This is a genomic window from Streptococcus parasanguinis, assembly GCF_015557775.1.
Lineage (GTDB): Bacteria > Bacillota > Bacilli > Lactobacillales > Streptococcaceae > Streptococcus > Streptococcus parasanguinis_AA.
This window is the reverse complement of record NZ_JADNOY010000009.1, coordinates 1-13,269: the sequence shown is the minus strand read 5'-3', so window position 1 is coordinate 13,269 and position 13,269 is coordinate 1. Positions and strand designations below refer to the sequence as shown.

The 13,269-nt window shown below is 43.8% G+C and carries 12 protein-coding genes; 10 read left to right on the top strand and 2 right to left on the bottom strand.

All coding sequences use genetic code 11. From position 1 onward, the window contains the following. Positions 1-6: 6 nt before the first annotated feature. The 6 genes from I2F76_RS09950 (at position 7) to tehB (ending at position 5,498) form a co-directional block, all read left to right on the top strand. Entirely contained in the window at positions 7-1,206 is a 1,200-nt protein-coding gene (locus I2F76_RS09950) for a multidrug efflux MFS transporter (protein WP_324250403.1), read from the top strand. Next, on the top strand, positions 1,196-1,345 hold the full coding sequence (rpmG, locus tag I2F76_RS09945) for a 50S ribosomal protein L33 (RefSeq protein ID WP_003005699.1): 150 nt from the start codon (positions 1,196-1,198) through the stop codon (positions 1,343-1,345). Before I2F76_RS09950 ends, rpmG begins: the two co-directional genes overlap by 11 nt. Before the next feature lie 41 nt (positions 1,346-1,386). Beyond that, positions 1,387-1,620, top strand: a complete 234-nt coding sequence (gene secG, locus I2F76_RS09940; RefSeq protein ID WP_003008189.1) for a preprotein translocase subunit SecG — start codon at positions 1,387-1,389, stop codon at positions 1,618-1,620. Between the two features lie 96 nt (positions 1,621-1,716). Next, complete coding sequence (rnr, locus tag I2F76_RS09935) at positions 1,717-4,077, top strand: ribonuclease R (protein WP_195487772.1); 2,361 nt, start codon at positions 1,717-1,719, stop codon at positions 4,075-4,077. Beyond that, complete coding sequence (smpB, locus tag I2F76_RS09930; RefSeq protein ID WP_009731435.1) at positions 4,040-4,507, top strand: SsrA-binding protein SmpB; 468 nt, start codon at positions 4,040-4,042, stop codon at positions 4,505-4,507. The genes rnr and smpB overlap by 38 nt, the downstream gene beginning before the upstream one ends. A 130-nt stretch (positions 4,508-4,637) precedes the next feature. Beyond that, the gene (gene tehB / locus I2F76_RS09925) at positions 4,638-5,498 is read left to right on the top strand and encodes an SAM-dependent methyltransferase TehB (protein WP_195487771.1); all 861 of its coding nucleotides are present in this window, start codon (positions 4,638-4,640) and stop codon (positions 5,496-5,498) included. Between the two features lie 128 nt (positions 5,499-5,626). Here tehB and I2F76_RS09920 read toward each other — a convergent pair whose 3' ends face one another. Both I2F76_RS09920 and I2F76_RS09915 read right to left on the bottom strand, forming a co-directional pair. After that, positions 5,627-6,169, bottom strand: a complete 543-nt coding sequence (locus I2F76_RS09920) for a TetR/AcrR family transcriptional regulator (RefSeq protein WP_070845988.1) — start codon at positions 6,167-6,169, stop codon at positions 5,627-5,629. 493 nt (positions 6,170-6,662) lie between these two features. Continuing rightward, a complete protein-coding gene (locus I2F76_RS09915; protein ID WP_003013089.1) occupies positions 6,663-8,009 on the bottom strand; it encodes an Nramp family divalent metal transporter in 1,347 nt (448 codons plus the stop codon). A 170-nt stretch (positions 8,010-8,179) separates the two neighbouring features. Here I2F76_RS09915 and I2F76_RS09910 point away from each other — a divergent pair, with 170 nt between their 5' ends. From I2F76_RS09910 to I2F76_RS09895, 4 genes are all read left to right on the top strand, one after another. Beyond that, the gene (locus tag I2F76_RS09910; protein WP_049490853.1) at positions 8,180-8,881 is read left to right on the top strand and encodes an ABC transporter ATP-binding protein; all 702 of its coding nucleotides are present in this window, start codon (positions 8,180-8,182) and stop codon (positions 8,879-8,881) included. Between the two features lie 13 nt (positions 8,882-8,894). Next, entirely contained in the window at positions 8,895-11,618 is a 2,724-nt protein-coding gene (locus I2F76_RS09905; RefSeq protein WP_195487770.1) for an ABC transporter permease, read from the top strand. Between the two features lie 165 nt (positions 11,619-11,783). Further along, positions 11,784-12,626: a metallophosphoesterase family protein gene (locus tag I2F76_RS09900; protein WP_155170006.1), complete on the top strand. Its 843-nt coding sequence runs from the start codon at positions 11,784-11,786 to the stop codon at positions 12,624-12,626. A gap of 112 nt (positions 12,627-12,738) precedes the next feature. Further along, positions 12,739-13,188, top strand: a complete 450-nt coding sequence (locus I2F76_RS09895; protein WP_031576605.1) for an Rrf2 family transcriptional regulator — start codon at positions 12,739-12,741, stop codon at positions 13,186-13,188. Positions 13,189-13,269: the final 81 nt, after the last annotated feature.

The following is a 13,269-nucleotide window of genomic DNA, read 5'->3' as shown; positions in this document are numbered from 1 at the left end:
AGAGAAATCAATTGGCGTAAAAATCTATATATTGCCTGGATCGGGTGCTTTTTCATCGGAGCCAGCCTTTCTTTAGTCGTTCCTTTTATGGCCCTCTTTGTGGAAGAGTTGGGTGTCACGGGCAAGGCTGTTCCCTTTTATGCTGGGATAGCCGTCGCAAGTTCTTCTGTAACCTCTGCGATCATGTCTCCCATCTGGGGGAGCCTAGCCGACCGCTATGGTCGAAAACCCATGATGCTTAGAGCTTCCATTGCCATGACGCTGACCATGGGAGGCATTGCCTTTGTCCCATCCGTCTTTTGGCTTTTGGTCCTGCGCTTGCTCAATGGGGTCTTTTCAGGCTTTGTCCCTAATAGTACAGCCCTGATTGCCAGTCAAGTTCCCAAGGACCAATCCGGCTATGCTCTAGGGACTTTGTCGACTGGTGTCGTAGCTGGAACCTTGATGGGCCCTTTGATTGGGGGACTCATTGCTGAAAATCTAGGCATGCGCAATGTCTTTCTCTTGGTCGGCTTCTTCTTATTTTTAGTTTCCCTCTTAACCTTCTGGGGCATTGAGGAAGACTATGAGTCCCTTCCAAAAGAAGAACAAAAATCTAGCTGGGAGTTGCTCATGTCCATTCAGCAAAAAGATATCCTCTTGGGCCTCTTTTTGACCAGCATGACCATTCAAATGATCGCTCAATCTATTTCTCCGATCCTGCCTCTTTATGTGCGAGCTTTGGGACAAAGAGATAATCTGATCTTTGTATCGGGGATGATTGTTTCGGCTATGGGAGTCTCCAGTATGCTCTTTTCAGGTTGGATGGGAAAACTCGGAGACCGAATCGGGAATCACCGGCTCTTATTAATTGCCCTTCTTTATAGTGGCTGTCTCTATATCCTTTGTGCCCAAGCGCAATCACCCCTGCAATTAGGGATTTTACGCTTCCTCTTTGGAATCGGGACAGGAGCCCTACTACCTGGAGTTTCTGCATTATTGAATCGTTTAACCCCTCCTGAAGGGATTTCTCGGATCTTTAGCTACAACCAGCTCTTTTATTACTTAGGTGGTGTATTAGGGCCAATGATGGGATCGAGTATTTTCATGCATTTTGGCTATCATTGGGTATTTTACGGTACAGCCCTTTTGGCCTTTACCGATTTGATGTTCCTCTTGTTCTTATTTAGAAAGTATTTGAAAGTGAGAGACGTACGTGCGAATTAAAGTTCAATTGACCTGCACCAGCTGTGGGAGTCAGAATTATTTGACCAGTAAAAATACCAAAACCCATCCTGAAAAGATCGAGGTCTTGAAGTATTGTCCCAAGGAAAGAAAAGTAACCTTACATATTGAATCAAAATGATTTTCATGGTATAATAGTGAAGATTTTAAGGAGTTTTGAATATGAGCGGAGCATTAACAACTATTTTACTAGTATTATCAGTATTGATTATTATCGCAATTTTTATGCAACCAACAAAAAACCAATCGAGCAACGTCTTTGACGCAAGCTCAAATGACTTGTTTGAACGTTCAAAAGCGCGCGGGTTTGAAGCCGTGATGCAGCGTTTAACAGCTATTATGATCTTCTTTTGGTTATTGATCGCGATGATCTTAATGGTACTTTCTAGTAGATAAGATAGGCTCAGACAATGTCTTTGCCTATTTTTATTTTGTAAAACAAAGACACAAGTAGATAGAAAAAAGGAGGCTGGATAACCAGCAAATAAATCAATGAAAACAAGTATTAAAGAATATTTACAGGAGCATGACAAAGCCCAGATCAATGATCTGGCAGCAGCTCTAGGAAAGGAAGGGTCTAAGGATTTCCGTGACTTGGTCAAAACCATCTCGCTGATGGAACGCCGTCATGAGTTGAAATTCGAAGATGATGGCTCTCTTCGTTTGGCTCAAAAGAAGGCCCCAGCTATTACCCTCAAGGGGATCTTTCATGCGCATAAGAATGGATTTGGCTTTGTCAGTTTAGAAGGCGAAGAAGAGGATCTCTTTGTTGGCCGAAATGATGTCAACCACGCTATCGATGGGGACACCGTTGAGATCGTCATTACTAAGGTGGCAGACCGAAACAAGGGAACGGCAGCAGAAGCTAAGATTATTGATGTCTTGGAGCATAGCATCAAAACGGTAGTTGGACAAATCGTTCTGGATGAGGAAAAACCTAAATATGCCGGCTACATTCGTTCGAAAAATCAAAAGATCAGCCAGCTGATCTATGTGAAGAAGCCAGCCATCCAATTGGAAGGGACCGAAATCCTCAAGGTCGAAATTGATCAATACCCGAGCCGCAAGCACAATTATTTTGTGGCGACGGTGCGGGATGTGGTCGGTCATGTAACAGATCCAGGAATCGATGTCTTGGAAGTGCTAGAATCCATGGACATTGTCTCAGAATTTCCAGAAGAAGTGCTGAAAGAGGCTGAGCAGGTTCCAGATGCACCGTCTGCAAAGGATTTAGAGGGACGGTTAGATCTGCGAGATGAGATCACCTTTACCATTGATGGGGCAGATGCCAAAGACTTGGACGATGCTGTCCATATCAAGCTACTCAAGAACGGCAACTTTGAGCTGGGTGTTCACATCGCAGATGTTTCTTATTACGTTCAGGAAGGTTCAGCACTCGACAAGGAAGCTCTAAATCGGGCGACTTCTGTCTATGTGACCGACCGAGTAGTGCCCATGTTGCCAGAGCGTCTCTCCAATGGGATCTGTTCTTTAAATCCAAATGTGGATCGCCTGACCCAGTCTGCCATCATGGAGATTGATCCTCATGGCAAGGTCGTCAAGCATACCATTACCCAAACAGTGATCAATACAACCTTCCGAATGACTTATAGCGACGTCAATGATATCTTAGCGGGCGACGAAGAAAAGGCTCAAACCTTTAAGAAAATTGTCCCAAGTATTCATCAAATGGCCACCTTGCATGGTATTTTAGAGAGCATGCGGATTCGTCGCGGAGCTCTCAATTTTGATACCAATGAGGCTAAAATCCTGGTCAATAAAGAAGGAAAACCAGTTGATATCGTTTTGCGTCAAAGAGGAATTGCCGAGCGGATGATCGAGTCCTTTATGCTGATTGCTAATGAAACAGTGGCGGAACACTTTACGCGACTAAAACTGCCGTTTATCTACCGGATCCATGAAGATCCAAAAGCAGAAAAAGTACAGAAGTTTATCGATTATGCTTCTAGCTTCGGGATCCAGATCTATGGAACGGCTAGTGAGATGAGCCAAGAAGCCCTGCAAGAAATTATGCGCAAGGTCGAAGGGGAACCCTATGCAGACGTTCTCTCAATGATGTTGTTGCGCTCGATGCAACAGGCCCGCTACTCAGAGCACAACCATGGCCACTATGGGCTTGCTGCTGAGTATTATACTCACTTTACCAGTCCCATCCGTCGTTATCCGGACTTGATGGTTCATCGAATGGTGCGCGAATATGGAAAATCCCAAGAAGTGGCAGAGCATTTCGAACAAGTTCTTCCAGACATTGCCAGCCAATCCTCTAGTCGGGAACGCCGGGCTATTGATGCGGAGCGCGAAGTAGAAGCCATGAAGAAGGCAGAATACATGGAAGACTATGTTGGGGAAGAGTACGATGCCGTGGTTTCCAGTGTGGTAAAATTTGGCCTCTTTGTGGAGTTGCCAAATACGGTTGAAGGCTTGATCCATATTACCAATCTTCCTGAATTCTACCATTTTAACGAACGGGATCTAACCCTTCGCGGAGAAAAATCGGGAGTGACCTTCCGTGTCGGTCAGCAAATCCGGATCAAGGTAGAAAGAGCCGACAAGATGACAGGAGAGATTGATTTCTCTTATATTCCAAGTGAATGGGATGTCGTTGAAAAAGGCCTCAAGTCTAAAGGACGTGACCGAGATGGCAACCGCCGGGATCGCAGACGCAAGGACAAAAAAGTTTCTAAGGGATCAACCACTAGAAAAGATGACAAGCGGAAAGATTCTTCCTCTAAAACCAAAAAGAAAAAAGGGAAGAAACCATTTTACAAGGAAGTAGCAAAGAAAGGAGTCAAACATGGCAAAGGGCGAAGGAAAGGTAGTCGCACAAAATAAAAAGGCGAGACATGACTACACCATCGTGGATACAATAGAAGCAGGGATGGTGCTGACGGGTACAGAGATCAAAAGTGTCCGTGCAGCACGCATTAACTTGAAAGATGGTTTTGCACAGGTTAAAAATGGAGAAGTTTGGCTCAGCAACGTCCATATTGCCCCTTACGAGGAAGGCAATATCTGGAACCAAGATCCAGATCGTCGCCGCAAGCTCCTGCTTCACAAAAAGCAAATCCAAAAGCTGGACCAAGAAACAAAAGGGACAGGAATGACCCTGGTGCCTTTAAAGGTCTATCTCAAGGATGGCTATGCCAAATTGCTTTTGGGACTCGCTAAAGGGAAACATGATTATGACAAGCGTGAATCCATCAAACGTCGGGAACAAAACCGAGACATTGCACGGGTCATGAAACAATACAATACACGTTAAAGAAAAAGGCAGTTTTGAAACTTGTTTCAGATCTGTCTTTTTTCTTAGAGATGGGCTCTCCTTTTTCCAACTTGTAAAAAGGGTCTTTTTTCTGTATGATAAGGGTACTGAAAGAAAAAGGAGAAGCAGCATGACACAAAAATTGATCGCTTACAAACGCATGCCTATCTGGACCAAGGATACCATGCCAGAAGCTCTTCAAAGAAAGCACAATACCAAGGTGGGAACCTGGGGGAAGATTACAGTTTTAAAAGGTCAGTTACGATTTATTGAATTGACCGAAGAGGGGGAAGAAATCGCGAGCCACCTCTTTGAAGCCGGAGCAGAGAACCCCATGGCCGAGCCCCAGGCCTGGCATCGTGTCGAAGCGGCGACTGACGATGTGGAGTGGTACCTAGAATTTTACTGTGAGCCAAAAGACTATTTCCCCAAAAAATACAACACCAATCCTGTCCATTCAGAAGTGCTAGAAGCAGTGGGAATTGTCCCCGCTGGAAAGGCACTGGATCTAGGATGCGGGCAAGGACGCAACGCCCTCTTTTTGGCCCAACATGGCTTTGACGTGACAGCTGTAGATCAAAATGAACTGGCTCTTGAGATCTTACAAAGTATTGTCGCTGAGGAAGATTTAGATATGCCAGTGGGACTCTATGATATCAATGCTGCAGCTCTTACTCAAAACTATGATTTCATCGTATCGACTGTGGTCCTCATGTTTTTAGACGCTGATCGGATTCCAGCGATTATCCGCAATATGCAAGAGCATACCAATCCAGGTGGCTACAATCTCATTGTCTGTGCCATGGATACGGAAGATTATCCTTGCCATATGCCCTTCTCGTTCACCTTTAAAGAAGGAGAATTGGCGGAGTATTACAAGGATTGGGAGTTGGTCAAGTACAATGAAAATCCAGGCCATCTCCATCGTCGAGATGAAAATGGCCATCGGATTCAACTTCGATTTGCAACCATGTTGGCAAAGAAAAAATAAAGAAAAAGCAGGATCCTAGCATCCTGCTTTTTGCTTGTCTACAAACAAGTTGAACAAGGTGATCTATATGTTGTTCATTTGCCAAAAAGAAAAACCTTCTCCATAAAGGTAGGAAAAGGTTGGGGAATTTAGTTCCAGTTAGCAAAGTCGCAGACGCTGAGAATGATCGTCCCGATTTCGATTGGCTCTTCCTTGGCACCGGATTCTAACCAGGTCACAATCACAGATTCAATCGTAGCGATGAAAATTTCTAGCCCATACTTGTATGGAACTTGAAAGTCTGAAATGATGTGTTCTTTCGCATGGGGAGTATCGTCTAGTGCATGAAGGGTAAAACTTCTTACCAATTTACGGAAGTCCGAGCAACAGGATTGTGACAATGCGTAAATAAAATCATAATTCTCTTTAATAGCGGTTAACACATTGAGAAAGTTTACCTTGACAGGGCTTCCTTCAACGAAGAGGCTATCCAATTCTTGCATCATGTCCATTTTCATTTGCTCAAACATGTCGTATTTATCGACATAGTGCAAGTAGAAGGTCCCGCGGTTAATCCCAGCGGTTTCAGTTAATTGTCGAATAGTGATGCTTTCAAAAGGTTGTTGCAAGAGGAGTTTTGAGAGCGCATTTCGTAAGTCTGACTTGGTTGTTGTTTGTCTTTGGCGTACCATATGTTCCTTTCTGTAGTTGTATAAATTTATTCTTATTTATTTGACGTTAAAATAATTTATATGTTAAATAATTTCACGACACTAACAAAGAGCATTATACTCCAAAAGAATAAATTAGACAACAATTCTCATTTTTGTACAGATAACGAAAAGTGTACAAAAATTTTATAAGTTTATGAATGACGGGCACTGGCAAGATTTTGTGAAAACCTCACAACAATTAGTGATTTAAAATAATTCCCTCCTAAAAAAATGGTCAGGAAATTTTTAGGAAATGGAGGAACAAGATGGAAAAGAGAGTGTAATAAATAAAAAGAGGCTGGGACAAAAGTCCTAGTCTCTCAATTATTTTTGGATTGTCGAGCAAGACGCAGTGGTTGAGTGGGCTCTACTACGCTGATTTCATCAGCTTTTACAGCCCTACTCAACTGTGCGGAGGTGGGACGACGAAATCGAATTCTAACGAATTACCGATTTCTGTCCCACTCTCTCTTTATTTGATAAAAGTTGTCACGATCAAATTGAAATTTAAGATAGTTAAGACAATCGCAACGAGATAGCCTAAGAAAGTATTCCATTTCGCATTGACATGCTCTCCCATGATTTCCTTGTTGGAGGTGAAATAAACCAGAGGGAAGATGGAGAATGGAAGAGCCGCTGATAGGAAGACTTGAGAATAAACCAGAAGGTCATCAAGGACATGTTCCTGATCTCCAAATAAGATCGCAACGATGATGACAGGAAGAAGGGCAATGATCCGAGTCATGAGACGAACGACCCATTGTGGCAGGCGGAATCTCAAGAAACCTTCCATAACGATTTGACCAGTTAGGGTCCCAGTAATGGTTGAATTTTGACCACTGGCTAACAAAGCGATGGCAAAGAGGGTGGACAAGAAGGGACTAGCGATAGCACCGGCAATGTGGTTATCCTTGAGGGCATTGTACATGCTAGAAAAAGCACCGATCTTATCCCCGTGACCGAAGAAGAGGGCCGCTCCAAGAATCAAGAGGAGGGAGTTGACGACGAAGGCCAAACTCAATTCAATATTTGAATCCCAGGTCATAAAGCGCACTGCCCGTTTGATATCTGCTGGATCTTTGTAATCGACCTTACGCGTTTGCGAAATGGAAGAGTGGAGATAGAGGTTGTGGGGCATCACCGTTGCTCCGATGATTCCAAGCGCCAGGGTTAAGGCTTCATTTCCTTTTGGTAGCCCAATTCCTAGCACCTCTTTTTGAGGGAGGAAGCCAGCGAAGATTCCCCCGATATCTGGCTTCGAAAGAAAGACGAGATAACCAAAAATCGCAAGGATCGTGAGGATCAAGGTTGATACGATGGCCTCGATCTTTCGAAATCCTAGATGCATGAGCCCCAATAAGAGGAAGACATCAAAGATGGTGATCAGAATGGAAAAAAGCAAGGGCCAGCCAAAAAGAAGGTGGAGGGCAATCCCTGATCCGATGACTTCTGCTAAATCTGTCGCCATCAGGGCAAGCTCGATCACAATCCAAAGGGTATAGCGAAGCCATTTTGGCAAGTGATGGGCGGTTGTTTGGGCCAGGTCCTTACGATGGACAATTCCTAGTTTACCAGCCATTTGTTGCAACTGCATGGCGATTAAAGAGGAGAGAAGAACCACTGATAAGAGGAGGTAGCGGTATTGTGCCCCTCCGACCACACTAGTAATCCAGTTTCCCGGGTCCATATAGCCGACAGCTACCAGACTTCCTGGTCCTGAAAAGAGCAGGAGGGTCTTCCAAAAAGGGATGCCTTTTGGCACGTCAATAGACTGGTTGATTTCTTGAAGAGATTTCCTTTCAAACTGTTGTAAACTCATGATGAGCCTTCTTTCTAAGAATAAATCAAATTTCTCTCTAATTATAGCATAAAATTTATAATAGTTCATGATAATGAGGAAGAATCACTATTGGTGATGCCTCGATTTCTTTGTAATCTATACGAAAAGGACTATAATATAGATAGGAAATAGGAGGGAGGAGAGAAAAAATGGCCTACATCGAAATGCAGCACTGTTACAAGCGATACACTAGTGGAGAAACGGAGATTCTCGCTAATCAGGATGTTTCTTTTGAGATTGAAAAAGGCGAATTGGTCATTATTTTAGGGGCGTCAGGAGCTGGAAAATCAACAGTTCTCAATATCTTAGGAGGGATGGACACGAATGACGAAGGACAGGTCCTGATTGATGGGGTGGATATTTCTAAGCTCAATTCCCATCAACGAACGGATTATCGACGAGATGACGTTGGCTTTGTCTTTCAATTTTATAATTTAGTAGCCAATCTGACAGCCAAGGAAAATGTCGAATTGGCTTCAGAAATCGTCTCTGATGCCTTGGATCCGGAAGCCGTTTTAAGAGAAGTAGGACTTGGCAATCGTCTTGATAATTTTCCTGCACAATTGTCAGGTGGAGAGCAACAACGGGTGGCGATTGCTCGGGCAGTGGCGAAAAACCCTAAAATTCTCCTTTGCGATGAGCCTACAGGAGCCTTAGACTACCAGACAGGTAAGCAAGTATTGGGGATTTTACAGGATATGTCTCGAAAAAAGGGAGCGACGGTCATCATCGTAACCCATAATGGGGCTCTAGCTCCGATTGCAGACCGTGTGATTCGCATGCATGATGCCAAGGTCAAGTCAGTAGAAATCAATGAGCTTCCTCAAGATATTGCTACACTAGAGTATTAGAAGAGGTGGTAGCATGAAACGAAAAGTCTATTGGAAGGATTTGTTTGCTTCCTTTACACATTCAAAAGGACGTTTTCTCTCCATCTTAACCTTGATGTTATTGGGAAGCTTGGCCTTGGTTGGCTTAAAGGTGACCACTCCAAATATGCATCGAACGGCTAACCAGTTTATTCAGCAACAAAAGATGCTAGATCTTGCTGTCATGGGGGACTTGGGATTAGACCAGGCAGACCAAGAGGAGCTTTTAGGAGTCAAAGGGGCGCGTGTCGAATTTGGTTCACTGCTGGATTTGACAGTGAAAGGAACAGGAAAGGCAATTCGACTTTTTTCTGCTCCAAAAAGTCTTTCTTCTTTTCGTGTGACCAAGGGGCGCCTGCCCAAAAAAGAAGGGGAACTGGCCCTAGCAAGTTTTTGGGAGGATCGCTATCAGATAGGGGATACCCTCACACTTGAAGAAAAGGCTGGAACTCGCTCTAGTTTAAAGCGAAAGCAATTCACCATTGTTGGCTTTGTTCAATCCTCTGAGATGTGGTCTCAAAAGAATTTAGGCACTGCCATGAGTGGCAGTGGAAATCTAGATGCCTATGCACTAGTTTCAAAAGAGGTCTTTACGACTAAACTTCCCGCGATGGCTCGGATCCAGTTTGATGATCTGAAGTCTTTAGATTCTTTTTCGCAAGTCTACCAAAAAGGGCTCAAAGCTCATCAAGAAGAGTTAGAAAAACTTCTGAAAGACAATGGAAAGGCCCGCTATCAAAGACTCAAGCAGGAGGCGGATGGGCAGATTCAAAAAGGCCAGAAAGAACTCAGTCGTGCCGAGGAAACACTCCAGTCAGCTAAAAATCAGATCGATCAGGCTCAAAAACAATTAGACTTGCAGGAGGCCCAGTTCAAGAAATTAGCTCCATTTCTGCCAGCTAAAGAGCACCTAGCCAGTCAAGAAAAGCTCCATCAAGCCCAAGAACAAATTGATCAGAAAAAGAAGGACTGGACTGCAGGTGAAACGGAGCTCGCAAAAAAAGAGGAGGAGCTGAAAAAAGCGCAAAGGGAGCGAGATCAGCTGGAAATTCCAACTTATCATGTCTATGACCGCAAGACCATGCCAGGTGGACAAGGTTACTTGATGTATAGCAATGCCAGTAGTAGTATCTCTGCTGTCGGAAATATTTTTCCAGTCGTTCTTTATCTGGTAGCTGCCATGGTGACCTTCACCACGATGACCCGCTTTGTCGATGAAGAGCGAACCAATGCAGGTATTTTTAAGGCGCTGGGCTATCGTACCAGGGACATCATTCTCAAATTTGTTCTCTATGGATTCTTTGCAGGGACGATCGGTACCCTTCTAGGAACCTTGCTGGGCCATTATTTCCTATCGGGGATCATTTCCAACATTATCACGCAAGGGATGGTGATTGGAGAGAGCAGAGAGTATTTTTATGGAGATATGACTCTGATTGCGCTCGGACTGTCTTTCGTTGCGAGTGTGCTTCCGGCTTACTGGGTTTCTCGCAAGGAATTAAAAGAAGAAGCCAATCTTTTATTACTGCCCAAACCACCGGTATCTGGTTCGAAGATTTTCCTGGAGCGTCTCCATTTTATTTGGAAGCGTCTGAGTTTCACACACAAGGTCACTGCTCGTAATCTCTTTCGTTACAAACAACGGATGCTGATGACCATATTTGGAGTGGCAGGTTCTGTTGCTCTTCTCTTTGCAGGGCTAGGGATTCAATCTTCTGTAGGAGGGGTTCCCAAACGCCAATTTCAAGAGATCCTATCTTATGAGTTGATTGTAGTCAAAAAAACCAATGCATCAAGCCAAGAAAGCAAGGAACTAACCAATCGTCTGGAAAAATCAGATATCAAGGATTATCGATTGATTTATAGTAAGGTCATCGAAGCTTCTTTAAAGGGGGGACGCGACAAGCAGACCATTACGATGATGGTTACAAATCGTGCAGATTTTTCTCCCTTTGTCAGCCTGCGTTCTCTTAAGCAAGGAGAGCCCTTGTCTCTCAAGAAAGGGGTTATCATCAGTAGTAAGCTAGCACAACTTGCCAGGGTTACAGTTGGCGATCGACTAATCTTAGATGGTCACACTTTTAAGGTGGGGGGAATCACTGAAAATTATGTCGGCCATTTTATCTATATGGATCAGGCAAGTTACCAAAAAATCTACGGAGAGCGGACTTCAGCAAATAGCTATTTGGTGCAGTTGAAAAATCCTTCTACACGACAAGTGCAGGCTGTCAGTCGGGATATGATGGCACTTGTAGCTGTGAAGGCGGTTAGTCAGAATGCTTCGATGATTTCCCTCTTTAACTCAGTTGCCAAATCTTTGGACACCACTATGATGATTCTAGTAGTCGTATCGATCTTGCTAGCCATCGTGATCTTGTATAATTTAACCAATATCAATGTGGCAGAACGGATACGTGAATTATCGACCATCAAGGTCTTGGGATTCCATAATAAGGAAGTGACACTCTATATTTACCGCGAAACCATCTTATTGTCTATCATAGGGATCCTCATGGGGTTAGTGGGTGGCTATTATCTTCATCAATTTCTTATTGCCATGATTGCACCAGATGCCATTCTCTTTTACCCCAAAGTAGGACTTGGTGTTTTCCTCTTCCCTGTTGGAGGACTGATCCTTCTCTTGGTCCTGTTAGGAATTTATGTTGACCATTATCTCCGAAAAGTAGATATGCTCGAAGCCCTCAAATCAGTAGACTAAGATACAAAGCCGTTAAGCAACTCTTTGGAAAAAGATAAATCCAACGACGAAGCGTCCGCTTCTAGCCTGAGTTTTCATTTCTGGTAGCATGGAATGTTCATAAAACTTTCACCTTTGGGTGGAAGTTTTTCTTCTCTTTGTTATAATGGAGAGAAGGAGAAGATCATGACTAAAATTGCTTTACTTTCAGATATTCATGGAAATACGACAGCATTGGAAGCTGTCCTAGAGGATAGTCGAAAAGCCAAGGTGGATGAATATTGGCTCTTAGGAGATAGTTTGATGCCTGGAACAGGGAGACGGGCCCTCTTGGAGCTGTTAGAGGAGTTACCGATTACGGTAAAAGTCCTTGGAAACTGGGAAGATAGCCTTTGGCGGGCCATGAGGGGAATGTTGGATGAGACCAGACCCAGTCATCGCTACCTCATGCGCCAGTGTCAATATATTCTTGAAGAAATCACGCCCCAGGAAATTGAAGACATGCAGAAAATGCCCATGCAGGTCCATAGAGAAATCGCAGGTTTAAAGATCGGCATTACCCACCACTTACCTGATAAGAATTGGGGTCGCGAATTGATCCACATTGGTGAGCAGAAGGATTTTGATCGCTTGGTGACAAATCCGTCTTGTGATATTGCAGTCTACGGACACATTCACCAGCAGTTTTTCCGCTACGGGACAGGAGGAGAACTGATTATCAATCCTGGATCGATCGGTCAACCTTTCTTTTTGGAAAAGAATCTTCGCAAGGACCTTCGGGCCATGTATGCCATTCTCGAATTTGATCAAATGGGGCTAAAAGATGTCGATTTTAGACGGGTGGACTATGATGTCCAAAAAGAACTGCAACTGGCAAAAGACCTCCATCTTCCTTATTACCAAGTGTATTATGAAAGTTTGGTCAATGGCATTCATCATACCCACAATCATGAGCTCCTTCATGAAATTGAGCAGAGAGAAGGTCATGATCTAGAAATCGATGCTTGGCTAGCGGATTTCTTCCAATAGTGTAACTATTGACATTACAACTAAAAAGAGTATAATAGGAATAACGAAAGTCGTCCCTTGACGGTTGTTCAATAGACTCTACCTTCAAAAACGGGTAGAAAGGAGTGAAGTTATGCAAATTTCGAGTCGCTTTACCATTGGGACTCATGTCTTGATCATGATTGCTCTACAAGGAGAGAAAACAAAAGTAACCAGTGATTTTTTGGCAGGAAGTGTCGGCGTGAACCCTGTTATTATTCGAAAGACCTTGTCTCAGTTGAAGAAAGCTGGATTGATTCATGTAGCGCGTGGGACAGGCGGAGCTGAGCTCGCAAAAGCAGCCGATGAGATCAGCCTGCTGGATATCTATCAAGCAGTAGAATGCTTAGGTTCGACAGGTCAATTATTTGGTTTTCATGACAATCCGAATCCAGCCTGCCCAATTGGCCACAATATCCATAATGTTTTAGATGGAAAGCTTGAGGACATTCAGACTGCTATGGAAAAAGAAATGTCCCAAACCACTTTAAAAGACGTCGTAGAAGATACGCAGAAAAGAATGAAACTCGAATCGGTTTCATAAGAAAAAAGAGAGTGGGACAGAAATCGGTAATTCGTTAGAATTCGATTTCGTCGTCCCACCTCCGCACAGTTGAGTAGGGCT

Bases quoted from the DNA above. Each gene is read 5' to 3' on its own strand.
- I2F76_RS09920 (WP_070845988.1), bottom strand. From the start codon at position 6,169: ATGGTACGCCAAAGACAAACAACAACCAAGTCAGACTTACGAAATGCG.
- tehB (WP_195487771.1), top strand. From the start codon at position 4,638: ATGACACAAAAATTGATCGCTTACAAACGCATGCCTATCTGGACCAAG.
- I2F76_RS09895 (WP_031576605.1), top strand. From the start codon at position 12,739: ATGCAAATTTCGAGTCGCTTTACCATTGGGACTCATGTCTTGATCATG.
- I2F76_RS09905 (WP_195487770.1), top strand. From the start codon at position 8,895: ATGAAACGAAAAGTCTATTGGAAGGATTTGTTTGCTTCCTTTACACAT.
- rnr (WP_195487772.1), top strand. From the start codon at position 1,717: ATGAAAACAAGTATTAAAGAATATTTACAGGAGCATGACAAAGCCCAG.
- I2F76_RS09910 (WP_049490853.1), top strand. From the start codon at position 8,180: ATGGCCTACATCGAAATGCAGCACTGTTACAAGCGATACACTAGTGGA.
- I2F76_RS09900 (WP_155170006.1), top strand. From the start codon at position 11,784: ATGACTAAAATTGCTTTACTTTCAGATATTCATGGAAATACGACAGCA.
- secG (WP_003008189.1), top strand. From the start codon at position 1,387: ATGAGCGGAGCATTAACAACTATTTTACTAGTATTATCAGTATTGATT.
- smpB (WP_009731435.1), top strand. From the start codon at position 4,040: ATGGCAAAGGGCGAAGGAAAGGTAGTCGCACAAAATAAAAAGGCGAGA.
- I2F76_RS09915 (WP_003013089.1), bottom strand. From the start codon at position 8,009: ATGAGTTTACAACAGTTTGAAAGGAAATCTCTTCAAGAAATCAACCAG.